This window comes from Okeania sp. KiyG1, assembly GCF_014132355.1.
Lineage (GTDB): Bacteria > Cyanobacteriota > Cyanobacteriia > Cyanobacteriales > Microcoleaceae > Okeania.
Map to the genome: position 1 here is coordinate 1 of NZ_BLZO01000036.1, position 26,476 is coordinate 26,476.

Sequence of the window (26,476 nt, forward strand, 5' to 3'; positions counted from 1 at the left end):
ACCATTGGCTATGATTACTTGACGAGCTATGGTTGAGTTGCCATTATCTAGTTCGACTCGAAACTGAGGGTTCCCTCGGTGGGTGATGGGAGCAATGTTTGTCACTGATGCTTTATATACTTTGTCTTCTAATTGCCAGCGACTAACTACGTCTTGGGAAAATTCTTGAAATAGTTTTGTTCCAGGTAGGTCGTAGGGAGGGAATAGTTCGTTTGGGCGATTTTCCGCAAACCGACGCAGGGAATAGGGGTCTGGGTCTGGGTGGTGAACGGCGGGCGATCGCAAGTGGGGTATTTCTTGGGCTGCAAACTGTTGTCGCCACTGACTCATCCAAGTGGCACTGGGGTCAAATACTATTATTTTATGGCGATACTTTTTCCGTTTTTGCAACAGATGAGTTACCAATGTTAGGGCGTGAGGCCCCGCACCTACGATGGCAATGTTGGTTTGTATTGGTAAGGACATGGAATTAAAGAACAATAATTATAAGAATGATAATCATTATTACTTTAATTATAAATTATGCTGTAACGGCTCACAAACAAGATTTTTCCTAGGTTATGCTGCGCAACAAGCAAACAAGCTTAGATTATTTGCATATCGTCTGAATAGGCTTTTACTCATATCATATAGTTGCAAATACGTCAAATCAGTATATGGGCAACTTAGAAAAATTAGTTCATCATGGTTGAATAAAAATAAGATTTCGCCTGTCTAAACAACGAAATAATAAGTATTTGAGGCTTTAAAATCTCTTTATGTAATAAAATACTTCAGATTATACTTTGTTCTATATTATCACGGAAAAGCTGAAACTATTGAAATTCTGTTGGCTATTTCAGGTAATTTATCCGTTTTTTGTCAGAGATTGATGACAAAGTTGAAAATTTTAAAATTAGAAGTTTAGATTGATAATTAAAACTTTTCACAAGTAGCGATCGCTGAAATTAAAGAATGAGGATTAAATAAAATACAGAAATTAAAGAGCAAAAATTAAAATGTTTAAATGACTTTAATTTGATGTTGAATGAGAAATGAGTAATTGGGAAAAAAAGTTGATGTAGTAACTATATCTGTCTATATATCATATAGTTGCAAATACGTCAAATCAGTATATGAGTAACTTAGAAAAATTAGTTCATCATGGTTGAATCAATATGAAGCGATCGCCTGTATAAGTAACGAAATAATCAGTGTTTGAGGCTTTAAAATCTCTTTAGGTAATAAAACCCCTTGGATTATTCTTCGTTTATATTATCATGGAAGAGCTGAAACTATTGAAATTCTGTTGGCTATTTCAGGCGATCGATCCTTTTTTTGTCATCAATCTCTGACAAAGTTGAAAATTTTAAAATTAGAAGTTTAGATTGATAATTAAAACTTTTCACAAGTAGCGATCGCTGAAATTAAAGAATGAGGTTAAATAAAATACAGAGATAAAAAAGCAAACATTAAAATGTTTAAATGACTTTAATTTGATGTTGAATTAGAAATGAGTAATTGGGAAGAAAAGTTGATGTAGTAACTATATCTGTTGCAGTACTTGTGATACTGATTCCTATTTTTTCATAAGAAATTTAGATGCTTTTTCAAACTACCAGGAAACAATTGTCAACCATCAACAAGAAGTGAGATTATCAAATACATTAAATATGGCAATAAGCTGATGTTCCGCTCAAACACATTGAGCTTAGGATTCCCTAGGCGGGTTTTCGTATCTTGATGAAAAGTCGAGTGCCAAACACTCCATAATTGTTACTAAAATCCTCTGGTCTTAGTAGACAGATTTCATTCATGGATAATTGATAATGGATAATTGATAATTACCTCGGGTTTTAACCGCTACGGAATTGAATATAAGGAAATATTATTTCTTCACAGGAGTCGATTGGATATGGCTCCGAGACCTCGCCATCCCACCCTACGGGAAGCTCCGCAACGACCGCTTTTTTCCCCGATCAAGGGAGGCTTCAAGGCGCGAATTATTTAATTATTAATTAGTTAATTATTCGGTAATAATTAAGATAGATTAAATAGTAGTCAGCAGTCAGCTCTCAGCAGTCAACAGTCAGCATGGTTGACTTTTTTTTGACGCCCCGGGGATTTCAACCCCCGACTCAACTATCCGGCGCTGGGGTATAAACCCTGCACTCAAAAAGCTGATAGCTGAAAAGCTGATAGCTGATAGCTAGTTAATGGCATAAAAACATAGACATTTTGTAGATATAAGTCTTGGATAGTCCATGTTTTTCAGCTTTAGCAAACAACAGACTGACGCGTTTTTGTCTATCAATGATAAAATCACTCAAAATAATATCTGCCTATTCATCTGAATGCATATTGCTTGGCTTGGAAAAAAATATCCTTTTTGTGGCAACGTTACCTACTCTAGAGAAATAACCAATGCTCTATTAGACCGGGGCTATCAGGTTAGCTTTCTTCATTTTGCTACTGAAGATAATGAACCTGATAAATGGCCAAGATTTCATGAAGTGTCTCTACCTTGTATCTATAAGTCTCAGGGTTACACCATACCTAGTCTTAAATCTAGCAAAATTTTGAGCGAGGCTTTACAGAAACTAAAGCCTGATATTGTTCATGCTTCTTTAACTCTTTCTCCTCTTGATTTTTTACTGCCTGAAATTTGCGAAGAACTAAATATCCCTTTAGTAGCTACTTTTCATGCCCAGTTTGATAGTAAACCGCGCAATATTAAATCTGGGACTCAATTTTTGGCTTATCAGTTATATGCTCCTTTTTTGGCACATTATGACCGAGTTATTATTTTTTCTGAAATACAGCGAGATTTCTTGGTGAAATTAGGAGTTCCTGGCCATAAAGTGGCAGTAATTCCCAATGGGGTTGATGTAGATAAATATTGTCCTGGTATGTCTAGTCTCAAGGCTGGGTTAAATGCTCAACGTATATTTCTATATTTAGGTCGTATTTCTACGGCTAAGAATGTTGAGTCTCTACTTAAGGCTTGGAAACATTCTGATATGGGAGATGGTAGCCATTTGATTATTGTTGGTGATGGACCATTAGCTGCTTCTTTGCAAATTTTCTATAGCGATGTGAAGGGAGTTAGTTGGTTTGGATATGTGAGTGATGAACAACGACGGATAGAAATTTTGCGTGGTGCGGATGTGTTTGTTTTACCTTCTTTGGTTGAGGGTTTGTCTTTGGCTTTGTTGGAAGCAATGTCTTGTGGTTTGGCTTGTGTGGCGACGGATGCGGGTGCTGATGGTGAGGTGTTGGAAAATGGTGCGGGTATAATTTTGAATACTCATAATGTTACTACTCAGTTGCAAACTTTATTGCCTTTGTTTAAGGAGCATCCTGAGTTAACTACTATTTTGGGTCAAAAAGCGCGTCGGAGAGTTTTAGAACGTTATACTTTGAGTCGAAATATTGCTCAATTGGAAATGCTTTATGCTGAGGTTTTACGAGAAAGAAATCTAAAGTTAAGTAGTTTGATTTAAGGAAGAATACTTTAGTTATATAGAACCTATCCCACTAATAATATTTTTGCTAAAAACCTTAAATATTTTGAGAGTTAAAAACCAAAAATTAAGCTTTTTAAACACATTTTACTTAAAGAAATAAGTTTGTTAAAAATAGTGGGATAGGTTCATAGGAGAGAAGCTGTAGTTATCTAGGAGAGAAGGAAGAAGTAAAGAAGGAAAGTATATGAATCTATAAAACCCATTTGGTATCTTTTCTTGAAATACAAAGGTTTCAGGAAAGCCGTTTTAAGGAGCCTAAAAACTATACGCAATAGAAGAGAAAAATTTCACTATCCATTAATTAGTAATTTTGCTTCATAGATATAATCTTTTCCTTCTCATTTTATTTGTTGGAAATACTCTCTAATTGATTCTATTCCTTTTTCAGCAACTTCTATTGGTGGAGTTTCCAGGGGATTACGACTTAAATCAACTTTGGTTAAATTGGTGAGTTTAGTGATAGATTCCGGGATATTTTTAAATTTATTATCACTTAAAAAAGCGCAGTTAAATTGGTAAGTTTAGTGATGGATTTTGGGATGCTTGTCAATTGATTTCCACTTAAATAAAGCTCAGTAAAGTTGGTGAGTTGAGAGATAGATTATGGAATATTTTTTAATTGATTAAAACCTAAATAAAGCTGAATCAAATTGGTGAGTTGAGAGATAGATTATAGTGTATTTTTTAATTGATTTTTCATTAAATCAATATGAGTTAAATTGATAAGTTGAGAGATAGATTCCGGGATGGTTGTTAGTTGATTATCACTTAAATCAATATGAGTTAAATTGATAAGTTGAGAGATAGATTCCGGGATGGTTGTTAATTGATTATTACCTAAACGAAGTACAATTAAATTGGTGAGTTTAGAGATGAATTATGGGATAGTTGTTAATTGATTAAAACCTAAATAAAGCTGAGTTAAGTTGGTAATTTGAGAGATAGATTCCGGGATGGTTGTTAATTGATTATCACTTAAATCAAGCACAGTTAAATAGGTGAGCTTAGAGATAAATTCCGGGATAGTTGCTAATTGATTATCAACTAAATCAAGCACAGTTAAATTGGTAAGTTGAGAGATAAATTTCGGGATGGTTATTAAATAACTATGGCCTAGACGAAGTGCAGTTAAATTGGTGAGTTGAGAAATAGATTCCGGGATATTTATTAATTGATTACTACTTAAATCAAGCTCAGTCAAATTGGTGAGTTGAGAGATAGATTCTGGAATAGTTATTAATTGATTAAGAGCTGAATCAAGTTCAGTCAAATTGGTGAGTTGAGAGATAGATTCTGGAATAGTTGTTAATCGATTAAGAGCTAAATCAAGCCGAATTAAATTAGTGAGTTGAGAGATAGACTCTGGAATGGTTGTTAATTGATTAACATTTAAATTTAATATTTCTAACTGCTCTAATTCCCAAACCTCAGCAGGAATTTCAGTTAATTTTTCTCTGCTAAAAAAATCACTGCTTAAGTCTAACTCCTTAAGTTTGTTGTCTTTAGCGATCTGTATTCTTTCTCGAAAACATCGCGGGACCTGATTCTGATTATTTGTGTTAGGAGAATTCATAAGTTGATAATGAATAATGAGGGTATTATAGCATTTCCCAAAGTTATGAAGTACATTGACAATCCCCCTAAATCCCCCTTAGAAAGGGGGACTTTGAAGGCTAACTCTCTTTCAAAGGGGGGAAGGGGGATATAAACTAGAGATTAAAAAACTCTTTCATTATCAATTATTCATTATCAATTGTTAAAAAGATTATCCCAAAAACTTTTACTTTACTGATCGCCCCTTCAGAATGCCAACCATTTTTGGCCCGCTTCAACACATAACCAGATACAGTTTCTATCTCTGTTTCTATTAAACAGTCTTTGTAAGCTTACATATTATTTTTCCCATTCTTAACTCAAGTAAGCGATCGCCTTCACAAAATCTAGTTTATTTCTTTCCAAAGTTTCTATTTTGAAATTTTTTCCCCATCTAACAATATTACCGAAAAATTGTGATTTAAAGCCTCCCCTTTTAAGCTATCCCTTATAAGGAACTCCTGAAAACCTTGTGTTACCCACCCCTAACCCCGACCGTGGAGGGGAAGGGGAGTAGCGGTGCGACCCCGCGTCGGCGTCAGACGCATCTGGTAGCGCACTCCTGTGAGGGAGCAGGGGAGAAGGGAGAAAGAATCATAGTAAATAGGAAAAACTACTTAAGTTATCAAGAAAAATCTATTTTTAATACACTTTTTCTCTGGCAAAAATCTTTGAAAGGCTAGTATATAACTTGTAGATGGTGTCAAGTTTTATGTTAAGAAAGATGTTTATAAAGCATAGCCTTTTAAGGGGATAATAAATAAAAATTGTCCTTTGAATCAATCCTCTTCTTTTCAAGGAGAGGTAATTCTAAATTCGCGCATTCTAAATTCGCGCATTCTTGAACTCCATTAGCATGACAACCTACATAATGAATCTAAAAAAGTTCCGCACCTTCTGTCATTTGTGCACCTAATGAATTAGGTATTTTCGTAACATGGAAAAACATAAATATTAATAAACAGGACTTACGCAAAAACCAGGTTTACCAACTAAATTTCGTGGTTTAAAAAACCATAATTAGGGCAATAAACCCGATTTCTTATTTGGGTGCGTAAGTCCTGTTACATTTATTGATGCTCACCTACTTAGTAAGTTAATAGGAGCAATTCTAAGTATGGAGCAAAAAATCTCTTCCTTTCTGATTTTAGTATTAATGCTTTTTGTCTTAGCATAATCAGAAATTTTAAGACCAATCAACTTTTAGTTATTGTCGCTTAACTTAAAAAATTAACGAACTAATGAAAAGAATTACTATGCCTAATTAAACTCATAAACTCCTGACGAGTTTTCACATCATCAGCAAAAACACCACGCATAGCGCTAGTAGTTGTCCAAGAACCTGGTTTTTGTACTCCACGCATGACCATGCACATATGAGTTGCTTCAACAACTACAGCAACACCTGAAGGTTTAAGTAATCCTTGAAGTGCATCAGCTATTTGTGCTGTTAGACGTTCTTGTACCTGTAAACGTCGGGCATACATTTCACAAATTCGAGCAATTTTTGATAGTCCAATTACTTTTCCATTGGGAATATATGCTACATGAGCGCGACCAATAATAGGTAGAATATGATGCTCGCAAGAGCTAAAAAGATCGATATCTCGAACTAAAACCATTTCTGAGATATCTTCACTAAAAACAGCTCCATTCAGCAATTCATCTAGAGATTGATGATAACCTGAAGTGAGAAATTTTAGGGCTTTTACTACCCGTTTAGGAGTATCTAATAATCCTTCCCGATCCGGATTTTCTCCTAATCCTATTAATAAAGTTCTTACCGCTTGAATCATTTCAGCTTCTGTAACAGGAGGCTGAGATTTTGTTTTCAAATCATTGGTAGAAACAAATTCTGGAACTTTTGATAAAGTCATAGTTCAAAGGTTTGAAGGTTAATATTTTGTCGGAGAGTTTGGCAGAGATTTTCCAACATAAATAAGATTAGTTATGAGGATTATTATCTGTATTTCTCTGATAATCACCGTTCTTAATTTATCACATAGTTAGACAGTTTGTTAAGCCTTGTTGAATTATTAATGGATTCAAGTCTCGGCCAATTAATACTAACTGATTTGTCGGAGTAGTTGACCATTCCTCTACTTGCATATCGTAGCGCTTACCGCTCAATTGAAATATATGTTTTGATTCACTTTCTTGGAACCAAAGAATTCCTTTTGCTCTAAATATATTCTCTGGCAATTCATCTAGAAAATTATGTTGAAATTTTAGCATTGAAAAAGGTCTTTTACTTCGGAACGAAATAGATGTAAAGCCATCATTTATGAGATGATTTTTAGGTTTTTTTTGTAGTTCATACTGATGATTCTTGTCTTCTATCAAATAAGGTTGAAGCTTGGATAGATTTACATCTAGAATTAAGTAGAATGGTATCTTGCTGTACTGACTCCTCAAAATCCTAGCTGCATTATTTATAGTTTTAATATAAGACTCTAAATAATCTACTTTATCTTGGGAGACTAAATCTGTTTTATTGAGTAAAATAATATCCCCATAAGCAATCTGTTTTAAAGCTGCTTCGCTATCAAAATGGTCTGGTGTAAAATTTTCACAATCCACTAAAGTTAGTACAGAATCTAAGTAAGTTAGATCTTTTAACTCTGTACCCAAAAAAGTTAACATAATTGGCAAGGGGTCTGCTAAACCAGTGGTTTCTATAATTAAATAATCAATTTTTCATCCCGTTCTAAAATTTGGTAGACTGCATCTACTAATCCTTCATTGATAGTACAACAAATACAACCATTGCTAAGTTCTACCATGTTTTCATTAATATCTACTAATAACTGACTATCTATATTAATGTCCCCAAATTCATTAACTAATACTGCTACTTTTAAGTTTTGCTTATTACACAAAATTTGATTTATTAGGGTTGTTTTACCACTGCCTAGAAATCCAGTAATAATAGTAACTGGCATCCCTCTTTTAGGAATATCTAATTGTAGTGAATTATTCATTATTACTAAATTTATTGACGAAGACAGCTACTGTTAATATCTTGTTTATTTTGAAGAATACTATACAGTAAGGTCGTTTTGTCATTAACAAGAAAACCAGTCATAATGAGTCGATTTTCGTTATGTTAGATGAGTTACTAACTAGCTGGGAAGTTGTTATTGTTTGTTGACTCAAGAGATTCTTTAGGCTGATTTCCTTAATTTATAGGCATTTGACTGTTTAAATAGTTATGATAATAATTATCATAATAAAAATTTTATATTTAGTCAATATTTGGGGAAGGAAAATTTTCACCCTCCATCTCCGGGAGTTTCAGCAAAGGAAATAACTATTACTGTTTTGGAAATAGAAGGAAAAAATTTCATCCTCTATCTCCTGAAGCTTCAGCAAATGAAACGACTATTGCTCTTTCGGAAATACAAGGAAAAAAATTTCATCCTCTATCTCCTGAAGCTTCAGCAAATGAAACGACTATTACTGTTTTGGAAATAGAAGGAAAAAAATTTCATCCTCTATCTCCTGAAGCTTCAGCAAATGAAACGACTATTGCTCTTTCGGAAATACAAGGAAAAATTTTCACCCTCCTGCTCTGGGAGCTTTAGTAAATGAAAAAACTCGTGCCAAAGGATTTTCGATTGCATCCCTACAATTTTTGTGATATCGTAAAGTTTAACTGGGTTTACTTGCCTATACACATGACTTTTTATTCAATCAAGATTCCTTTCTAAAAGACTTTTTTAGCAAACCCTACCAACACAGATGTATTTGCTTTTTGCGTAAGTTTCTAATACCTTTTGAAAACCCTTAAAACTTCCTTCGGATGAAAATGGAATTACGGCTTTTTCTCAGGTTGTTTTGATTTTTGGGGAGTGGAAAATATTTTCTCTATCTATTCAGTTTCTTAGACATAGGTTGGGTAGAAAAAAGTGAAACCCAACCTACAGTTTTAGCTGCTTCTAAGGTAGTCAAAGTGAAGTTATCTTATCTACTAATTTAAGCACTGGTATAGCAATTTATCCCATATTTTTTGCAGCATCTTTAAGTATTTCAGGACTCATTTCATACCATTTACCGAATAATTAATAATTAAATAATTAAATAATTAAACAATTTAGCTTAAAAACCTCCCCTTTCAAGGGAAAAAATAAATTTTTTTCCTTATTGGTCAATCCTCTTCCTTTTAGGGAAAGGTAATTACCCATTAATGAAGTCTTGGTTGAGTTTTTCTTGATTCTTTAACAAGGATTTCTGCATCTTCTGCCATAGTCTCCACTGCTTCAGCTTGTTCAGGAGTTGCTTTTTTATTAACTTCTTTAAAAACCAGTAAAAATGCTCCTACTTCAATTAACATCACTATGAAAATGATAAAACTAATAAATTCATCTATTAGATGAGATTTACTAGATTCGCTAAAAAATATGAAAACTAGAAAATTTAAGATTATATTTGCCCAAACTCCATAATCAAAAACATAGGGTATTTTTGAAATCCATAGTCTAGGATAATTAAGCAACAAATATTGATCCAATTTCTTGATAAATCCTGGATTTAAAAGTCTATTGTTGTAAGCATTTCCTGCGGAATGCTGCGCAAACAGCTATTAGCAGTCAGCTATTCCTGCGGAATGCTGCGCAAACAGCAATAAAAATGAATGAATCAAGTACTCGTTTAATTTCTACTATATTTTCAACTCTATGGAGGGAAATATAGATGCAGCTCGCACTTACTGCTAAGGTTAAGTAATGGGCAATTCTATTACTGATACTTTTAAATTCTATAAAGCTGATAGCTGACCGCTGAATGCTTACCTATTATTAGCCGTGGATTTTCATTTTTCTTTCTTAAATAAACGCCGAGTAGATTTACTTATGTCTCTAAAGTATTTCAAGGTAATATCATTATCAATAAAAACTTTAATCATTTCGTTACTACCAATATTTTTTGAGGCGTTGATAATATATTGATTGTGACCAACCATTTCAATCTGAGTGTATGATATTTCTTCAAGTAAATCCATTAATTCATTTTTTGATAAGTTACAACCTAATTCAAAAGCATTTTCTTCCTTATCTTTACCAAAATCTTCTAAATTGCCATTGTAAATTACAGCACCCTCTTTGATAAAAATAATATTGTCAGTAATACTTTCAACTTCATATAAATGTTGTGAACTCAAAAGAATAGTCTTAGGATGAGCAAGAGAATCAGCTAAATATCTTAAATCCTGTAAGAATAGTAACTGAGTATTAACATCAAGATTTGCTAAAGGTTCATCTAATATTAAAAATCGAGGATTACAGACCAAGACTTTAGCTAATGCAAATCGCATTTTAAAACCACCAGAAATCTCATTCCAAGTTGCATTTCTATACTTATCTAAACCAAGTCGCCAGAGAATAAAATCAACTTCATCTTCATTTTTTTCTCCTCTAATACCATGAATAGCTGCTGCAAAATGCAGATTATCAACTAGCTTTCCTGTCCATTGTGGCAACTCTTGAGGAACATATCCTATTTGTTGTTTTATTTTGTACCAAGATTTATCTTTGATTTTGTCAAAGCTGGATATTTAATAATACCGCTGGTTTGCTGTAACTCACCAGCAATTATTCTTAATCAAGTCGTTTTTCCATTACCATTTTCACCAACAACAGAGGTAATTTCTCCGAATTTTAATTCTAATTCCGATACGGATAACTGGAAGTCTGTTAATTTACCTGAATATTTTTTGGTAATATCTCTGACATTAGCTACTATATTAGAGCTTTTAATATCTGATTTTTTGCTTTTTCCGTGATTCCTTTATTTTTTCTAATGGAGTTTTTGGTATCTTGTTTTCGGTATTTTCTCTCTCTGGAAGTTTTTCATTAACATTGATAGTATAGCAATATGATTTGAGTTGTAAGATCTTGAAAACTTTTAGGGAACACCGGATCTGGGAACAGGGAACAGAGAAGAAGAAAAAAACATATCATATGAATATAATAATTGCTATATTCTATACTTTTAAGGAATATCTCAATTCTCACAACTCATTCCTGATTGCTATATTATCTTTTTGATTAGATTTGAAAGACAGCTTATTTTTATCTTCTTGTGGAGGAACAACTGTTGGTATTGGTAAGTAAATTTTTCTATATTCTTCAACTATTAAATCAACAAACTCTAAAGCAGAAAAAGTTAAACCTGAAAATTTTTCCCTGATAGTTTCTTCTGAAGAACTAGACTTTCGTTTATCCTCTCTCAGTTCAGTATAGCGACGCTGAAATTCAATTGCTTCATATTTACGTTTTTTATAAACTGCAAAATCATCAGCAAAATCCATTACTCTTTTAGTAGCTAAATCAAGCTGATTATCTTGAATTAGCTTTCTTATTTCTTGCTGGAATTCTTCAGGTTGTCGATTTAGCTTTTCTAACTCTACTTCCATTACTTGCATCCTAAAGTCGGTCTAAATTAAATATTAACGCCAACCATTTTCTGCTTGCTTCAATACATAAGCTGATACAGTTTCAATTTCTGCTGGAGTTAAACGGTCTTGATAAGCTGACATATTATTTTTTCCATTCTTAACTAAGTAAGCGATCGCCTCAACAGAATCAAGTTTATTTCTTTTCAAAGTTCCTATTTTTAAGTTTTTCCACCATCTAACAATATTGCCTCCTCTAGCATGACAACCAGCACAATTAATCTGAAAAATTTCTGCTCCTTTTGCTGTTCCTGCTGCTAATGCAGTGGGCATTTCTATAAAGTTTATCAATGTAAATATTAATAAGCAAACTATAATTATTTTTTCACTTTTTTTCTCCTTAATTAATTTCAACTATAGCAGGGAACAGGGAACAGGGAACAGGGAACAGGGAACAGGGAACAGGGAACAGGGAACAGTTGGAAAAACATTTCCTAGTCTAAGATTCATCATCAGTAATTGTCAAGAGCCAATTTTTTCTTAGCTAGAATACATTCAACAATTAATAATTAATAATTAATAATTAATAATTACCTCTCCTTGAAAAGAAGAAGATTGACGCGGTAGGGAATTTTTTTCTTCTCTTGGTCGATTGGATATGGCGAGGAGACCCGCTCTTGAGGTGAGCCGCTCCGAATTGCGCCATCCCTCGACCGCTTTTTTCCCCTTTAAAGGATAGGCTTTAAACCTTAATTATTCGGTAAAAATTACCAAAAATTAACTTCATCGAACAATTTTCGCCATTCTTTAACAGCAAAAATTGGTACGACTAATTCTGCTAAATTTTCACCTTGCAAAGGTATATTTATTCGCAGTGGAGTATCATAATTTAATTTTCTCATTACTTCCAAAAAGTCATATTCTCCAACATTAGCAGGAAAAGAATAATCAACTAAAATATCCTCTGCATTCCAGATATTACCACTGCCAGTAGTAATTTGTAATTTTTGGGGATGAGCTAATTCAATAATTCCAGGAAATCCTACCAATCGTAAGTTTAAAGTTATGAGTTTACCAGATTTTATCCTTTTATATAATATAATCTGCCATGCTCTATCTGAAAGGTCTCGCAAACTTTGCCGAGAACGATACATGATTTGTGTAGAAGATTCGGGATAAGTATGAATAGAAGCTAAAACTGGTTGAGAATTACTAATAATTAAAAACAAGGATAATATTACTGTAAAAATCAAACGAAAATTAATCATACTTTTATAGCGCTACTTGAATAGGGAATAGGGAATAGGTAATAGGGAATAGGGAATAGGGAATAGGGAAGAAACGAATACATAAGAATCAGATAACTGCTATATTCTATATTTTAAAATAACACCTCAATTATCACATCTGATTCCTGATTGCTATATCATAGGAAAAGCCAGTCATGCAATATGAGATTAATCATATTATTAACCTGAAATATTAAAAAATTAGCTTCAGAAAATTAATAGTTAACAGATTCCAAAATATAAGTAGTCGTGCAAAATAAATTTCCTAGTTGAGAGAGGGAAAAGGGAACAGGGAGTCAATAGTATGTGTAATTAATTTTGCATAGTAACTTACCAATTATCATTGAAAGCTGTGAATTAAATGTAGTTTAATGGTAAGCATTCAGTCATGATTTATCAGCTATAAGCTATTACTTTTGGTGAATTTTCAAAGCTGTATTAATTCAGCCAGGATTAAATATTACTACAAAAGTCGTTAAATTCTATTTTAATTTAAACCCTGTCCTGAAAAGCAAAGTCTTATTGCTGAAGTGCTAGCTGCTAATTTGACATCCTCCCCGGCCTAAAGGCACGGGGATTCCTACCGAGCCGTAACTCCTCGGTGGGTTGACGTCTCACAGGCTGCTGCTACCGTAGGCGGTAGTCTTACACTTGCCTCCACGTCCGTTTTTTGTCTCCGTTAGCGTAGCTCCTCCGGAGGAGGCATGCCCAAGGAGCGACTAATATATTTATCGCTGCGTTTTCATCACGGTCGTGTTTTGCACCACAGTTTAGACACTCCCATTCTCGCACCTTCAGGTCTAGCTTCCCACCTTTAAAGCCACAATTTGAGCAAACTTGGGATGTTGGCTCCCAACGATTAATTACTCTAAAATCGCGACCATATTTTTCTGCTTTTCCTTCTAAAAAAGTCCTGAATGTTCTCCAGCCTAAATCTGATATGGCTCTGGATAATTTGCGGTTTTTAACCATTCCAGATACATTGTCATACTTCTAAAACAACTGTTTGGTTTTCACGAATTATTTTAGTAGATAATTTATGTAGAAAATCTGTCAAGCGTATCTTTCAGTTTGCCATGGAATTTAGCTACTCTAATCCTGGCTTTTTCATACCTTTTAGAGCCTTTAGTTTTATTAGATAATGACAAACTTTACCTTTCTTAACTTCTTAATTCGTTTTTTGAGTGGTTTTGGTGCATCAATCTTTGTACCGTCACTAAATGTAGCAAAGGTTTTAATACCTAAATCTATACCTACTGAATTATCAGTTTTAGGTAATACTTCTGGTTGTATTTCTACTACAAAACTCAAGAAATATCTATGAGCGGAATCTTTGATTACTGTTACTGATGATGGAGCAGCAGGTAATTCTCTTGACCAAACTATTTTCAGCTTTCCAATCTTGGCTAAATAAACTTTATGTTGACCAACTTTAAATCCTCACGAGTGTAAACCTAGCAGTTTGCTTTGACTTTCTACTTTTAAATTTAGGAGGTTTAATGGGTCTACCTTTTCTCTGACCTTTAGTCGATTTAAAAAAGTTAGAGCAACGCCTGGTTTAAATCATTCAATGATTGCTGCAATGGTATAGCAGAAACTTGTGATAACCATTCTCTGTATTCAGTCTTTTTAGCAGATGTGATAAACTGTTTTTGTAGTTCTGAATTAGTGGGTTTATTTTCTCCTAATTTATACTTTTCTTGGCAGCAAGCTAGACTATCATTCCAAACCACACGGACCGAACCAAATAGCTTTGCGCTCTCGGTATTTTTGTCCTGGTGTTGGATAGATACGATACTTAAATCTAGCTTTCATAATTTGACTATTAAACTAACAATATGATAACATATTTATTGAAATAAAATCAACTACTAATAAAGTCGCCCGCTTATGGGCGAGGCTTTAAACCCAATTTTCTGGTAAGCATTCAGCAGTCAGCCATCAGCTAGCAGCTATGTGTTATAAACTGATTATCATACTAGAAGGGAATTATCCATCAAGGAGAATTAAAGTTCATTAATTAAATTGCCCATAACCTAACCTCAGTTATTGTTTGAATATTTTCATGCATCTGATTGCTTACCTGCTAATAGCTGAATGCTTAAGTTTAATTAGGGGTTGCTGATTAATTCTCGCGCGTATTGATAAATATAAGGTATTATACCATTTTGAAAAAAGAATGTTACGAATAACAAGCACCATAAAAATACTTTCAGATAAAGTATGTTTGACGAAAAAGGTAATTAGCAACATCAAAAATGGTATTAAATCTATCCCCAAGTGCATTCTAAATTCGCGCATTCGCGCATTAGAATAAATACCCTAACTATTTGTAGCAAACATTTATCAATTTGGTATTAGCCTTTTTGGGGTTCAAAAAAGTGCCAGCTTTTCGGTGCCTAGAGCTGCAAAAAGCTAGTATTTTGGGCTGACTATGGTAGAACAATATTGGGACAATTATTACCGAATTATTATTAATTATTAATTATTAATTATTAAATAATTCGCGCCTTGAAGCCTCCCCTTTTAAGGGGAAAAAAGCGGTCGAGGGATGGCGAGGTCCCCTCGCCATATCCAATGGACCAAGACAGCGGTCGTTTGCTTTTGCTTCGCAAAGCTGGCGCAACGCAACGCTGTCGCGAAACGCGCATCTCGGAACGGAGCTCTATCTTCGGAGCTTCCCGTAGGGTGGGATGGCGCAATTCGGAGCGGCTCACCTCAAGAGCGGGTCTCCTCGCCATATCCAATCGACCAAGAGAAGAAATAATATCTCCTGATATTCAATTCCGTAGCGGTTTTAACCAGAGGTAATTATCAATTATCCATTATCCATTATCAATTAATGAATCCTACCTCCTCGCTCATTCCTATTTCTCCCCTCCCAGGAGGGGTTAGGGGTGGGTTGTCTCCTGTCTCCTGTCTCCTACCCCTACTAAAAGACTTTTGAGCGCAAACCCTAATTAGCTAATACTCTTTGCTCTAATTGAACTTCAAAACGTTCTCCAGGTTGAGCCTCTATTACTTTTGTTGCCAGATTATTTTTGGTTAACTGAAGTTGTGTTTCTTCTACACTTCCCTCTGCTTTGAGTAAAGATATTAATAATCCTTGAAAATCTATATCGCCCCCTGCTGCTGTAGGTAACATTACTTGGGGTTTTAACCATTGAGCTACTTGTAAAGCACTTTCATTTCCTTTAATTATCGGCCCGACTAACGGTAAATTCAAATTTATAATCGGGGTGATTACCACATCTATAGGAGCAAATTCTTTGATTTTTTCAGAATGGTTGCCGTGTGGTTCATAGTACATTGTATTGTCTGTCTTTAGGTCTTTAAAAATGTAACCGTTTTCTACTAAAGTTGGACCAACAAGTGAACCAGGAACTGCTCTAATTTCAATACTATTGTCAAAAGAATATGTCTCACCGTGAGCAAGCGTGACTATTTGAGAATAACCCAACTCCTGTGCTACTTTTGCCGCAGTGGGAGAAGCGACCACAGGAATATTTTTGTCTAACTGTTTTAGGGTCTGGGGGTGAGCATGGTCTTCTAAACCTTGAGACAACACAATTAGGTCTATATTTTCTGGTATGGCACGGGGAGTACGTCTCTCTCCTTTGAATAACCAAGGTAGATTGCCGAAAACTAGAGGGCCAACTAACCAAGGGTCCAGCAGGAGTTGTTTGCCTCCAATTTCAATTAACCAGGAATTACTATCTAACCAAGTCAGATGCATAATATCTATACAATTAAATTATGTTTCAATCATTATTGTAACAATTTATTACAATTGAAGGGATATTGTCCATCGGCCATCAGTTGCTTAGGGTCAGAGGCGATCGCAGATAGCTGAGTAGGGAGAATTTAATATTCTGTTTGATAGTATTACTGCGTGTCTAGTTTAATTAAATTTGTTGGTTAAACAGTGTGAGAATCTTGCTCTTGACATCCTCCCCGGCCTAAAGGCACGGGGATTCCTACCGAGCCTTAGCTCTTCGGTGGGTTGACGCTTTGCTGGCGCATAGCTCCGCTAACATTGGCTGCTGCTACTTTGGCAGTAGTCTTACACTTGCCTCCACGTCCGTTTAATGTCTCGGACTGCCCGCCCGCGACTAATATATTTATTGCTGCGTTTTCATCACGGTCGTGTTTTGCACCACAGTTTAGACACTCCCACTCTCGCACCTGAAGGTCTAATTTTCCACCTTTAAACCCACAGCATGAGCAGATTTGAGATGTTGGCTCCCAACGACTAATGACTCTAAAATCACGACCATATTTTTCTGCTTTTCCTTCTAGGAATGTCCTGAAAGTTCTCCAACCTAAATCTGATATTGCTCTGGATAATTTGCGATTCTTAACCATGCCAGAAACGTTTCCTTCGGAATGCTTCCCTACGGGATGCTACGCAAACGCAAACAAATCTTCTCAAACAATTGTTTGGTTTTCACGAATTATTTTAGTAGATAATTTATGTAGAAAATCTGACGAGTGTATCTTTCAGTTTTGCATGGAATTTAGCTACTCTAACCCGTGCTTTTTCATACCTTTTAGAGCCTTTAGTTTTATGAGATAATGACAAACTTTACCTTTCTTAATTTTTTAATTCGTTTCTTAAGTGGCTTAGGAGCATCAACCTTTGTACCATCACTAAATGTAGCAAAGGTAGAAATGCCTAAATCTATACCTACTGAATTATCAGTCTGAGGTAAGACTTCTGGTTGTATTTCTACTACAAAACTTAAGAAATATCTATTAGCTGAATCTTTAATTACTGTTACTGATGATGGAGTAGCAGGTAACTCCCTTGACCAAACTATCTTGATTTTTCCAACTTTGGCTAAATAGACTTTATGCTGACCAACTTTAAAACCTCATGAGTGTAAATTTTGCAGTTTGTTTTGACTTTCTACTTTTGAATTTAGGAGGTTTAACAGGTTTACCTTTTCTCTGGCCTTTAGTCGATTTAAAAAAGTTTTGATAAGCCTGGTTTAAATCATTTAAAGATTGCACCCACCCCCATCCTCCTGGGAGGGGAGCAGAGGGGTGGGTAGAAACTTCTGATAACCATTCTCTGTCTTCAGCCTTCTTAGCTTTAGTGATAAACTGTTTTTGTAGTTGAGAATTAGTAGGTTTCTTTTCTCCCGATTTATACTTTTGTTGACAACAAGCTAGGCTATCATTCCAAACTACACGGACACAACCAAATAGCTTGGCTAATCGGTATTCTTGTCCCGGTTTTGGATATATGCGATACTTAAATCTAGCTTTCATGATTCCTATTTGAACTAACAGTATGATAACATATTTATAGAAATAAAATCAACTAAAAAGTCGCCCTAGAAGGGCGAGGCTTTAGACCCAAATTTTCGGTAAATCTCTTACTTTTTAAATCTAGTTGTGATTAACTTTGAAAAAATATATTAAAAGTTTCTTAGTAAGGTGGAATTTTATGTTTTTTTAAAGTTTTTTTACTGATGGGGACTTAGTATTAATATTCATTAACTTCAGACCGGGACTATTGATACAATGCTACCTAGATATAACAAGAAAAAGTTAATTTATATTTCCAATAACCTTCGCACAAAACCTGCTCATATCAAAGTTTAAAGTTATAGATATAGCAAAGGAAAGGGCGCGGACAGTTCAAAAGTTTAAAACTCAGATAACGTAAGACTTTTCCTTGTTTCTTCTTCCTTGTTCCTTCTGCTATAGGGCTAATCTTGAAAGATAGGGGAAGAATATATAGCAACTACCATGATTACTCTTGACTGATGGAATATCTCAAACAAAACAATAGAATATTAATACTCAACCTTTTTCCTTATCTCCTAGATAGCTAAAGCTTTCTTTTTTCTTACTTCTGCTATACATTCCATAAATAACTAAATCTTATCAGTAGATATAGGGAGTTTGAATCATTTTGTACAGAACCAGTGGAGGAGCAAAAATTTCCTGAGTTCTGAATTTAGCTTTGAGAATCTACTTCAGAATTATATTTTACTTTTTCCCAGATAATAGTAGCTAGGAAACATAACATCATTAAGTAAAGCGGTACACCTATCATCATCTATACTCCTGATTTTTATTCTAGTTAGTGTGCTTGATATTGCTTAGGAATAAATTATCAATTCATTTTTTAGAGGAAGTTTACTCAGCATTTCCTAAAAAAATTAAAATACTCCTCAGATTAATTATGGCATAGTTTTATCTGATTGTCATCTGAATAGCCAAAATTGATATTTACTGAAGAGAAATTTATTGATAACACATAGAAGCAAAATAGAGATATATGTAGTTGAAATCTCAGTTGTATGTATTCATAAGTAATTAAATTTTATTAGCGATTATTTCCAGTCACTGAAAAACTACTTCAATATAAGAATTAGGATTTTCGGCAACCCAACCAAAAGGAGAATTATATCTAATTTCAAAATGAAGATGAGCTTCCTCAAAATCAGGTTTTCCTGTCTGACCAACTGTACCTAAAAGTTCTGCCTGTGCAATTTTTTGACCAGTTATAACATTGATAGAATCTAAATGTGCATAACGAGTTTGTTTGCCCGCAGCATGATTAATCACTACTAAATTGCCATAATTACCTTGTTTACCAGCAAATGCTACTATCCCTTCTCCTACAGAAAAAACTGATGTACCACTATTAGCAATTAAGTCTAAACCACTATGAAAAACTACTTGATTTTTAATCGGATGTAGTAACCAACCATAACCTAAAATCACCCTAGTTTCAAAAGGTAAAGGATAACCTTTTAATGAAGAAATTTGTGGAGGTGCTTTTCGCCCTGGAGACCAATTTACTCCTGGTAAAAACACCACTTCTGGTGTCTGTTGTTCTGATGTTTGTGGGCAACCATTAACTTCATATAATGCATCGGCACGGATATTATAATTTTCCGCAACATTTTTCCAAGTTGTGCCAGTAGGTACTTTCACGGCGATACCATTATAGGGAGGAATAATTATCTCAGTACCCACGGTTGGCTGACCTTTCTGTAGTACTCGATTAAATGCTAAGAGGGTTGGAGGAATGAGGTTGTATTTTTGAGCAATAGTTTCAATGGTTTCTCCAGTGGTAATGGTATGACGTTGGAGACGAGATAAAGCTGGTGGGGGACAAACTTCTTTTGCTTCTTCTGAAATGGAAGGAGTAGGAATTTTCATAGGTCGAGATTGAGCATTTGCCTGCATTAATAAAAGTGGATTTATTAATGACAATAATGTAGTTAGAAGGTAAAGATAGGATTGAGAAGTCATTTCAGTTATCAGTTATCAGTTATCAGTACTTCCTGCAATAGGGAGGCTACAAAAATAGGGAATTCTCCTTTTTTTATACCCTAAAAAGGGGAAGCTATTGACCTTATTTTTCGGTCATAAGCAATACTATTTAAAAAAAATAGTTATCCGCTTGATAGTAGCGTTTTATTAGAGATTTTTCAGCTCGACAATTTTTGTCTGAGGAAGAAACGTTGAAATTTGCTAGAGCTAGAGTTGAGATGGTGAATAATATTCAATGCCGATTCATCTATAGCAAATATTGAGTTATATCAAATCCGGTAGCATCGGTGTAATTAGATGGAGGGATGGGGAGATGGGGAGATGGGGAGATGGGGAGATGGGGAGATGGGGAGATGGAGGGATGGGGAGATGGGGAGATGAGGAGATGAGGAGATGGGGAGATGGGGAGATTAAGAAATATTTGGTAATGGTTGAAGATGGAACATTTTTTTATACCGAATTAAACGGATTTGATATTATACCAAGGGTGAAAAAAGAATGCTTTTGTGAGGTGAAACTTCAATTATTAAGTAATTAACACAGAATGAAATTGTTGATAATTAGCATACCAGTAGCGTATTAATTAGGGTTTGCGTATGGAAAGTCTTTTAGTAGGGGTAGGAGACAGCTATACTGGAGACAGGAGACAGTAGGAACGGGGAATTTAGGGGAGGTAGGAGCGGGCGTTTTGTCCCTCAATTTTTCTGTCATAATCGTCCCAAAATACTAGCATGCATGAACTTTTTCCAACGAAAAGCTGACACTTTTTGAGACTAAAAAATGCTACAACCAATATCAGTCAATGCTTTGATCTTTAATCAGCAAGCCCTAATTATTCTGATGCTTACTTCTGTCCTACTTCCCCACTCCCCTACTCCCCTACTCCCTTACCGAATAATTAAGGTTTAAAGCCTCTCCTTTTAAGGAGAAACAAGAAAAAATTTTCCTTTGATTCAATCCTCTTCCTTTTAGGGAGAGGTAATTATCAATTATCCATTATCAATTATCAATTATTGAATCCCCCACTCCCCTACTCCCCTACTCAAGAATGTGCAATAACTCCTACTGTTGCGTAGTAAATTGCCTGTGTATTGGGGTCTTCTGCAAACAAACAATAGTTGTCAACGTCAGAGTGACTTGCTTTACCAGTTCCAACATATTTTTCTGTAAGCTGCATTGCAGACATTTTCATCATTTTGGCTATTTCCGATCGCCCTGGAGAAATAGGAGCATCATTTTCTACGGATAACTTTTGCCAATCATACTGTTGCAATATCTCTGGTAACTTCGCTCCTAAAGCATAATCTGTTCCTCTATCTGTAAACATTTTTTGAATAGCGAGATTGACTTTGTTTACTGACTGACACATTTGACTATCTCCCGCAATAGCTTTAGCAGCAGAAAAATCTGGCTCTTCAATTACTAACCATCCACCAGGTTTGAGCAAATCTACCATTTTTGATAAGGCAAGTTGAAAGTCTGGAATATGGATGAGAAGATAACGGGTATGAATTAAGTCAAAAGATTGACTTTCCAGCGCAAGATGGCAAAAGTCTCCTTCTAAAACTTCAATATTAGATGATTGAATATTTGTTAAAAAACGAGTATCTAGGTCAACTGCAACGACCTTTCCACTATCTCCAACAACTGTTGCGAGCCATTTAGCGACCGCTCCTGCTCCAGCTCCTACTTCCAGACATTGCCATTTTTCTGTAATTCCAGTTGTTAAAATTCGTTCACGAGTTTTTGGGTCAAAAATTTGTTCGATCGCCTGTAGTCTTTCTAGTTCTTTGAGAAATTGAGTATTGCTAAGAATATAGTCTGTAGACGCTGACATCTATAAAATTCCCCCCTTCTATCGTTGGCTAATTACTTATATTTCCTACAAAATATGAGGGTATGCAATTTAAGATGTTCAAAAATTTAGAATTATTTAACATTTGTATTTATAATTACAGCATTTTTGAGGAAGGGTGAGGTACAGTTTTCATTAATGAATAATGAATAATGAATAATTAATAATTAATAATTAATAATTAATAATTAATAATTACCTCTGGTTAAAACCGTTCTTGGTTGAATATAAGGAAATCTGATTTCTTCTTTTGGTCGATTGGATATAAGAATAGCCTGATATTTCCTGTTTCCTGTTTCCTGTTCCCTGTTCCCTAGAGCAATAAAACTTTGTACCTCCGAGACTAGAAAACTGCTGTAAAATGATTGATACAATTTTGGTTGTCCAAGGGCCAGAACTAAAAAATGAATAATGAATAATGGATAATGAATAATGAATAATTAATAATTAATAATTAATAATTAATAATTAATAATTAATAATTACCTCTGGTTAAAACCGTTCTTGGTTGAATATAAGGAAATCTGATTTCTTCTTTTGGTCGATTGGATATAAGAATAGCCTGATATTTCCTGTTTCCTGTTTCCTGTTCCCTGTTCCCTAGAGCAATAAAACTTTGTACCTCCGAGACTAGAAAACTGCTGTAAAATGATTGATACAATTTTGGTTGTCCAAGGGCCAGAACTAAAATCTGTGAAGCGTGGTCTTACCCCTCAGTTATCTCAGCCTAAATTATTGTCTTTGCCTATAGGTGCTGCATCTGTTACTCGCTATTTGAATAACTGGCAAAAAAGACAAGATTTTTCCTCCCATCAACCCTCTACAATATTGGTTATGGGATTGTGTGGTAGTCTATCTAGTCAATATCAACCTGGAGATGTGGTTATTTATAATGAGTGTGTTGAATATATTGAAGAAGGAAGAAGCAAGAAGGAAGAAGCAAGAAGGAAGAAGTGGATGGGGACTCAAACCCCAATCAATTGTAAACACTATATAGACGGCAGCGTATTAAACCCAAAATCAAAAGATTATTCTCAGTTACTCCGGCAAAACTGCGATAGTGTTTTAACAGCTAAGTTGCAAACACATCTAAAAGGAAAAGCTTCCTTAGTAACAGGTTTAACTAGCGATCGCTTCATCTACAAGGCAGCGGAAAAACAAATATTGGGAAAAAATACTGGTGCAGAAGTGGTAGATATGGAAGGTTTTGCAATTCTAAATTTCTTTGCTCATTTACCTGTCTCCGTGGCGATAGTGAGAGTGGTCAGCGATGACTGTTACCATGACCTTCCCAATATCACTTCTGCTCTGACATCATCTGGAAATTTGCAACCTTTAGTATTGGCGATCGCTATGTTTCGGCAACCACTACCTGCTTTTCAACTTATTCGAGGTAGTATTCAAGGATTAAAAGTATTGCAGGAGGTGACAACTTGTCTTTTTACTAGACATCTCCAATAATAAAAAATCAAATCAATTATGGCACATAAATTATCAATTCTTCCCCTCCACCGGAGGGGTTAGGGGTGGGTTCCCTACTCCCTACTCCCTACTCCCTTTTTCCCCTCCACCGGAGGGGTTAGGGGTGGGTCCCTACTCCCTACTCCCTATTTTCTGGAGATGTCTGATTAAAAATAATTAGGCAATTATTATGAGACCATCCTATTTTCTGTTCTTTTTCAAACTTATTTAGTAGTCGTGTTACAGTAACGCGACTGGTGCCAATAATGTCAGCTAATTCTTGATGAGTTAACCTAATATCCAATATTTTCCCGTCTGGCAGTCGATCGCCAAATCTATTGGTCAACCATTTTAATAGTTTCAACAGTCGCAATTCGATTTTTCTAGAAAGAATAATTCTTAGTAACTCTTGAGTTTTTTGAATGTGGGAAAGCATTACTTCTTGGGTATAAAAATAACCCTTTGGTAAGATACTTGCTTCTACAATAGTTAAACATTCAACTTGATAAGGATAAGATGGAAATAGAGGTTGACCAACGATGTCTCCTGTACCCCAAAATCCTAAAGTAATTATATTTTCTTCTTCATTTTTGGTAAGAGTACGAACCACCCCAGAATCTATTCGCCATAATAATACATCTGTTAATGGTATTAATTGGTGACGTTTAAATTGATGCTGCTTCAATTGATGAGGCTTAGTAATTACTGAATTTAAGCTCACAATTATTCTCCTATTTATTTGTGTTGAAAATTTCCGACTTGACATTGAATACGAATTTAAAAATTCATGCTATTCAAATCCTTTCTTTCTCTATACTTACTAACTCCTGACTCCTGACTCCTGAGTTCTTTTTCAGCAAAATGTTAGTGTTATATCATGTCCGGATAATTAGTGATAAAAAAACTTTCTCCTTTTCTTCCTCTTTAATTCTTTCTTCTTCTTTCTTCTTCTTTCTTCCCTCCTGACTCCTGACTCCTGACTCCTCCGTCATTTATTTATAAGTATTCAACCGGACATGATATTAGAAGCAAACAGCTATTAGTATTCAGCATTTCCGTTTGTCATGCTATGCAGACATAATTTTGACTTCTCCTTCTAAGATAATAAGCTGATAGCTGATAGCTGACTGCTAGATGCTTACTAATATTGTGAATTAGATTGACATTGCTGTAATATTGGTTTTGCTAGATTATTATTTGGTTCATAGTCACTACAATTTAGAGCTGTTTCAGTGAGAGCATTATAAGGATGTACCGTACATTTCAAACGATAATCTCCTGTGAAAAATGTACAGCGACTACAAGGAATTTGATGCAGTCGTTTCACATAAGTTATTCCTTGCTTAAAGGTTAAATACAAATTCCGCAAACTTATAGTAATTAATAATAGAATACCCGTCATAAAAATGATACGAGCTAGATTTTGAAGTAGATATTCTGGAAGCAAATTAATCATAGTTTTAACTCTATTCTGAATTAATAATTTGGGAAAAATTACTAATTATATTTAGTCGTATATAGCAATTATCATACCTGTGAGGTAAATTTACGATCCCCCTAAATCCCCCGTTCAACAAAAAGCGCAGCAACATCTGGCTTCCCCCTTGGAAAGGGGGACGGGAGGGGGATCAAGGGGGACTTTGACACCTCCCCCCCTTTTTAAGCGGTTCCCCCTTTATTAAGCTATCCCTTACCCATAACTCCTGAAACCCTTGTGAGAGGGTGGGGAGGATGGGGAGGATGGGGAGGAGCGGGAGAAAGAATCCTGTCTACAGTTATCAAAAAAACGTATTTTTCAATACATTTTTCTCCCGAAAAAGACGAACTAAGACTTACCCATAACTTGTCAATAATGTCTACGTTTTATGTTAAGAAATATGTGGGTAAAGCATAGCTTATTAAGGGGGGTTAGGGGGGGTCTAAAACTGTGTCTCATAAATTAGAGAAGCGGTATATATAGCAATTATCATACTTGTGAGGTACACAATTCTGGGTTTTAGGCAACAGGCAACAGGCAACAGGCAACAGGGAAATACAAATAAAAAAGATAACTGTACATCGCTAACCTGAGAAACGCTATAACTAGGAAAAAGTTGAAGAGATTGCTAACTATTTACTTACGGTTTTTTCCAAATAAAACACTGATTTTTATGAAAAATCAGCCAATAATTAGCAATAATAATTTGCTCTCTAGTTATTTGACTAATATCAAATTTTACTCGCTATTACTTCCTGACTTATATCCGATAAAACCAGTCCATTATTCTGCCAAAATTCTAGTAGTGATTGTGCTACATCTAGAGGATAAAAATGATGGAAAAAATAACCACCTTCAGGACATTCCCAAATTCTATCTTCTGGTTTTAAAAATGCTTGCCATCCTCCAATTAAGTTAGGATCGATAATCGGATCGTCATGGCCACCACATACCATTAAAGGTACAGGAACTCCTCTAGGAACCATACTTTGGCGTCTTAATAATGAGTGAGGTGATGGAGATAAATCTAAATCTCTCTCCAATATCCTGACTAAATTTTGAGTACTTTTTTTATCTTGCTCCCCAAATAAACTCTTCACCATATTAATCAAAATTACTTGGCGACTACAAGGTAAAAGATGGCGATGTACATAATAATGTGCTTGCCAATCAACTGTAGGATGAACGCCGACAGATAATAAAGTTAAAGACTTCACTCTTTCTGGATATTTACGAGCATATATTAATCCCACTAATCCACTCGTACTATGACCAATAAGATGAATAGGTCGATTCAAAGATTTGAGATAATCATGGAGTAAGGTGACAGCTATATCTAGAGTACAAGGTTCATCAGCAGTTTGAAAATAATCCCATTCAGCAATTAATACTTTTCTTGATAGGTAATTAATCAATCGTCGGTCAAAAACTTGTAGACTAGGACTGGTATTTAACCACAATACATCTGGAATCTTAGACATTGGTTTTCATTCTCCTAAGTTATCAAGATAATAATTAGTAAATAGTAGCTTTAAGTACAGAATAATTGTGTAGAAGGAAGAATTTCAAGAATTTAGAATTCAGAATTCAGAATTTAGAATTTAGAAT

At 34.9% G+C, this 26,476-nt stretch carries 26 protein-coding genes and 1 pseudogene; 4 read left to right on the top strand and 23 right to left on the bottom strand.

Annotated features, from left to right (window positions below; translation table 11 throughout):
• Window positions 1-465, bottom strand: a 465-nt coding sequence (locus SAGCYANO_RS05660) for an FAD/NAD(P)-binding protein (protein ID WP_202219186.1), incomplete at its 3' end; no start/stop codon positions are given.
• 1,868 nt (window positions 466-2,333) lie between these two features.
• Here SAGCYANO_RS05660 and SAGCYANO_RS05665 point away from each other — a divergent pair.
• Window positions 2,334-3,482: a glycosyltransferase family 4 protein gene (locus tag SAGCYANO_RS05665; protein WP_202219187.1), complete on the top strand. Its 1,149-nt coding sequence runs from the start codon at window positions 2,334-2,336 to the stop codon at window positions 3,480-3,482.
• Window positions 3,483-4,176: 694 nt separating this feature from the next.
• Here SAGCYANO_RS05665 and SAGCYANO_RS49975 read toward each other — a convergent pair.
• The 6 genes and pseudogenes from SAGCYANO_RS49975 to SAGCYANO_RS05695 all read right to left on the bottom strand — a co-directional run bounded on the left by SAGCYANO_RS49975 (window position 4,177) and on the right by SAGCYANO_RS05695 (window position 10,575).
• Window positions 4,177-4,380 carry a leucine-rich repeat domain-containing protein gene (locus SAGCYANO_RS49975; RefSeq protein WP_202219224.1) on the bottom strand — a complete coding sequence of 68 codons (204 nt, stop codon included), beginning with the start codon at window positions 4,378-4,380 and terminating at the stop codon, window positions 4,177-4,179.
• A gap of 3 nt (window positions 4,381-4,383) precedes the next feature.
• The gene (locus tag SAGCYANO_RS05675; RefSeq protein WP_202219188.1) at window positions 4,384-5,079 is read right to left on the bottom strand and encodes a leucine-rich repeat domain-containing protein; all 696 of its coding nucleotides are present in this window, start codon (window positions 5,077-5,079) and stop codon (window positions 4,384-4,386) included.
• A gap of 1,258 nt (window positions 5,080-6,337) precedes the next feature.
• Entirely contained in the window at window positions 6,338-6,976 is a 639-nt protein-coding gene (folE, locus tag SAGCYANO_RS05680) for a GTP cyclohydrolase I FolE (protein WP_202219189.1), read from the bottom strand.
• Between the two features lie 121 nt (window positions 6,977-7,097).
• A pseudogene (locus tag SAGCYANO_RS05685) lies at window positions 7,098-8,080 on the bottom strand (CobW family GTP-binding protein).
• A 1,202-nt stretch (window positions 8,081-9,282) separates the two neighbouring features.
• Window positions 9,283-9,609: a hypothetical protein gene (locus SAGCYANO_RS05690; protein WP_237395841.1), complete on the bottom strand. Its 327-nt coding sequence runs from the start codon at window positions 9,607-9,609 to the stop codon at window positions 9,283-9,285.
• Window positions 9,610-9,909: 300 nt separating this feature from the next.
• A complete protein-coding gene (locus tag SAGCYANO_RS05695) occupies window positions 9,910-10,575 on the bottom strand; it encodes an ATP-binding cassette domain-containing protein (RefSeq protein WP_237395842.1) in 666 nt (221 codons plus the stop codon).
• A gap of 21 nt (window positions 10,576-10,596) precedes the next feature.
• Here SAGCYANO_RS05695 and SAGCYANO_RS05700 point away from each other — a divergent pair, with 21 nt between their 5' ends.
• A complete protein-coding gene (locus SAGCYANO_RS05700) occupies window positions 10,597-10,878 on the top strand; it encodes a hypothetical protein (RefSeq protein WP_202219191.1) in 282 nt (93 codons plus the stop codon).
• A 228-nt stretch (window positions 10,879-11,106) separates the two neighbouring features.
• Here SAGCYANO_RS05700 and SAGCYANO_RS05705 read toward each other — a convergent pair whose 3' ends face one another.
• The 12 genes from SAGCYANO_RS05705 to SAGCYANO_RS05745 all read right to left on the bottom strand — a co-directional run bounded on the left by SAGCYANO_RS05705 (window position 11,107) and on the right by SAGCYANO_RS05745 (window position 20,054).
• Window positions 11,107-11,511, bottom strand: coding sequence for a hypothetical protein (locus SAGCYANO_RS05705; protein WP_202219192.1), 405 nt, complete (start codon window positions 11,509-11,511; stop codon window positions 11,107-11,109).
• 33 nt (window positions 11,512-11,544) lie between these two features.
• Complete coding sequence (petJ, locus tag SAGCYANO_RS05710; RefSeq protein WP_375339877.1) at window positions 11,545-11,895, bottom strand: cytochrome c6 PetJ; 351 nt, start codon at window positions 11,893-11,895, stop codon at window positions 11,545-11,547.
• Between the two features lie 362 nt (window positions 11,896-12,257).
• On the bottom strand, window positions 12,258-12,758 hold the full coding sequence (locus SAGCYANO_RS05715; protein WP_202219194.1) for a DUF3122 domain-containing protein: 501 nt from the start codon (window positions 12,756-12,758) through the stop codon (window positions 12,258-12,260).
• A 666-nt stretch (window positions 12,759-13,424) separates the two neighbouring features.
• Window positions 13,425-13,751 carry a zinc ribbon domain-containing protein gene (locus SAGCYANO_RS49010; RefSeq protein WP_202219195.1) on the bottom strand — a complete coding sequence of 109 codons (327 nt, stop codon included), beginning with the start codon at window positions 13,749-13,751 and terminating at the stop codon, window positions 13,425-13,427.
• Window positions 13,752-13,913: 162 nt separating this feature from the next.
• The gene (locus tag SAGCYANO_RS49015; protein WP_202219227.1) at window positions 13,914-14,090 is read right to left on the bottom strand and encodes a transposase; all 177 of its coding nucleotides are present in this window, start codon (window positions 14,088-14,090) and stop codon (window positions 13,914-13,916) included.
• A 230-nt stretch (window positions 14,091-14,320) separates the two neighbouring features.
• Complete coding sequence (locus SAGCYANO_RS49020) at window positions 14,321-14,512, bottom strand: hypothetical protein (protein WP_307785829.1); 192 nt, start codon at window positions 14,510-14,512, stop codon at window positions 14,321-14,323.
• Window positions 14,499-14,594 (bottom strand): helix-turn-helix domain-containing protein, encoded by a 96-nt coding sequence (locus SAGCYANO_RS49025; RefSeq protein ID WP_237396434.1) that lies wholly within the window; start codon window positions 14,592-14,594, stop codon window positions 14,499-14,501. Before SAGCYANO_RS49025 ends, SAGCYANO_RS49020 begins: the two co-directional genes overlap by 14 nt.
• A gap of 1,141 nt (window positions 14,595-15,735) precedes the next feature.
• Window positions 15,736-16,515: an MBL fold metallo-hydrolase gene (locus SAGCYANO_RS05735; protein WP_202219196.1), complete on the bottom strand. Its 780-nt coding sequence runs from the start codon at window positions 16,513-16,515 to the stop codon at window positions 15,736-15,738.
• Between the two features lie 251 nt (window positions 16,516-16,766).
• Window positions 16,767-17,144, bottom strand: coding sequence for an RNA-guided endonuclease TnpB family protein (locus SAGCYANO_RS49980; RefSeq protein WP_375339875.1), 378 nt, complete (start codon window positions 17,142-17,144; stop codon window positions 16,767-16,769).
• Window positions 17,145-17,344: 200 nt separating this feature from the next.
• Complete coding sequence (locus tag SAGCYANO_RS49985) at window positions 17,345-17,605, bottom strand: transposase (protein WP_375339878.1); 261 nt, start codon at window positions 17,603-17,605, stop codon at window positions 17,345-17,347.
• A gap of 40 nt (window positions 17,606-17,645) precedes the next feature.
• Window positions 17,646-18,053, bottom strand: coding sequence for a helix-turn-helix domain-containing protein (locus tag SAGCYANO_RS49990; protein ID WP_375339876.1), 408 nt, complete (start codon window positions 18,051-18,053; stop codon window positions 17,646-17,648).
• A 1,083-nt stretch (window positions 18,054-19,136) separates the two neighbouring features.
• Complete coding sequence (locus tag SAGCYANO_RS05745; RefSeq protein WP_202219197.1) at window positions 19,137-20,054, bottom strand: M23 family metallopeptidase; 918 nt, start codon at window positions 20,052-20,054, stop codon at window positions 19,137-19,139.
• Between the two features lie 280 nt (window positions 20,055-20,334).
• Here SAGCYANO_RS05745 and SAGCYANO_RS05750 point away from each other — a divergent pair, with 280 nt between their 5' ends.
• Entirely contained in the window at window positions 20,335-20,613 is a 279-nt protein-coding gene (locus SAGCYANO_RS05750; protein ID WP_202219228.1) for a hypothetical protein, read from the top strand.
• Between the two features lie 504 nt (window positions 20,614-21,117).
• On the opposite strand, the gene SAGCYANO_RS05755 is transcribed toward SAGCYANO_RS05750, so the two are convergent.
• Complete coding sequence (locus SAGCYANO_RS05755; RefSeq protein ID WP_202219198.1) at window positions 21,118-21,912, bottom strand: bifunctional 2-polyprenyl-6-hydroxyphenol methylase/3-demethylubiquinol 3-O-methyltransferase UbiG; 795 nt, start codon at window positions 21,910-21,912, stop codon at window positions 21,118-21,120.
• Between the two features lie 666 nt (window positions 21,913-22,578).
• Here SAGCYANO_RS05755 and SAGCYANO_RS05760 point away from each other — a divergent pair.
• Window positions 22,579-23,391 (top strand): phosphorylase, encoded by an 813-nt coding sequence (locus SAGCYANO_RS05760; protein ID WP_202219199.1) that lies wholly within the window; start codon window positions 22,579-22,581, stop codon window positions 23,389-23,391.
• A 139-nt stretch (window positions 23,392-23,530) separates the two neighbouring features.
• Here the strand turns inward: SAGCYANO_RS05760 and SAGCYANO_RS05765 are convergent, their stop codons facing one another.
• The 3 genes from SAGCYANO_RS05765 to SAGCYANO_RS05775 form a co-directional block, all read right to left on the bottom strand.
• Window positions 23,531-24,112, bottom strand: a complete 582-nt coding sequence (locus SAGCYANO_RS05765) for a Crp/Fnr family transcriptional regulator (protein WP_202219200.1) — start codon at window positions 24,110-24,112, stop codon at window positions 23,531-23,533.
• Window positions 24,113-24,532: 420 nt separating this feature from the next.
• Window positions 24,533-24,847, bottom strand: a complete 315-nt coding sequence (locus SAGCYANO_RS05770) for a hypothetical protein (RefSeq protein ID WP_307785830.1) — start codon at window positions 24,845-24,847, stop codon at window positions 24,533-24,535.
• 752 nt (window positions 24,848-25,599) lie between these two features.
• Complete coding sequence (locus SAGCYANO_RS05775) at window positions 25,600-26,349, bottom strand: alpha/beta fold hydrolase (protein WP_202219201.1); 750 nt, start codon at window positions 26,347-26,349, stop codon at window positions 25,600-25,602.
• Between the last annotated feature and the right edge of the window lie 127 nt (window positions 26,350-26,476).

What these genes read in the sequence shown, in the direction of transcription:
- SAGCYANO_RS05665 (WP_202219187.1), top strand. Translation starts at nt 2,334, where the DNA reads ATGCATATTGCTTGGCTTGGAAAAAAATATCCTTTTTGTGGCAACGTT.
- SAGCYANO_RS05675 (WP_202219188.1), bottom strand. Translation starts at nt 5,079, where the DNA reads ATGAATTCTCCTAACACAAATAATCAGAATCAGGTCCCGCGATGTTTT.
- folE (WP_202219189.1), bottom strand. Translation starts at nt 6,976, where the DNA reads ATGACTTTATCAAAAGTTCCAGAATTTGTTTCTACCAATGATTTGAAA.
- SAGCYANO_RS05705 (WP_202219192.1), bottom strand. Translation starts at nt 11,511, where the DNA reads ATGGAAGTAGAGTTAGAAAAGCTAAATCGACAACCTGAAGAATTCCAG.
- SAGCYANO_RS05715 (WP_202219194.1), bottom strand. Translation starts at nt 12,758, where the DNA reads ATGATTAATTTTCGTTTGATTTTTACAGTAATATTATCCTTGTTTTTA.
- SAGCYANO_RS49010 (WP_202219195.1), bottom strand. Translation starts at nt 13,751, where the DNA reads ATGGTTAAAAACCGCAAATTATCCAGAGCCATATCAGATTTAGGCTGG.
- SAGCYANO_RS49025 (WP_237396434.1), bottom strand. Translation starts at nt 14,594, where the DNA reads ATGAAAGCTAGATTTAAGTATCGTATCTATCCAACACCAGGACAAAAA.
- SAGCYANO_RS05735 (WP_202219196.1), bottom strand. Translation starts at nt 16,515, where the DNA reads ATGCATCTGACTTGGTTAGATAGTAATTCCTGGTTAATTGAAATTGGA.
- SAGCYANO_RS49980 (WP_375339875.1), bottom strand. Translation starts at nt 17,144, where the DNA reads ATGGTTAAGAATCGCAAATTATCCAGAGCAATATCAGATTTAGGTTGG.
- SAGCYANO_RS49990 (WP_375339876.1), bottom strand. Translation starts at nt 18,053, where the DNA reads ATGAAAGCTAGATTTAAGTATCGCATATATCCAAAACCGGGACAAGAA.
- SAGCYANO_RS05745 (WP_202219197.1), bottom strand. Translation starts at nt 20,054, where the DNA reads ATGACTTCTCAATCCTATCTTTACCTTCTAACTACATTATTGTCATTA.
- SAGCYANO_RS05755 (WP_202219198.1), bottom strand. Translation starts at nt 21,912, where the DNA reads ATGTCAGCGTCTACAGACTATATTCTTAGCAATACTCAATTTCTCAAA.
- SAGCYANO_RS05760 (WP_202219199.1), top strand. Translation starts at nt 22,579, where the DNA reads ATGATTGATACAATTTTGGTTGTCCAAGGGCCAGAACTAAAATCTGTG.
- SAGCYANO_RS05770 (WP_307785830.1), bottom strand. Translation starts at nt 24,847, where the DNA reads ATGATTAATTTGCTTCCAGAATATCTACTTCAAAATCTAGCTCGTATC.
- SAGCYANO_RS05775 (WP_202219201.1), bottom strand. Translation starts at nt 26,349, where the DNA reads ATGTCTAAGATTCCAGATGTATTGTGGTTAAATACCAGTCCTAGTCTA.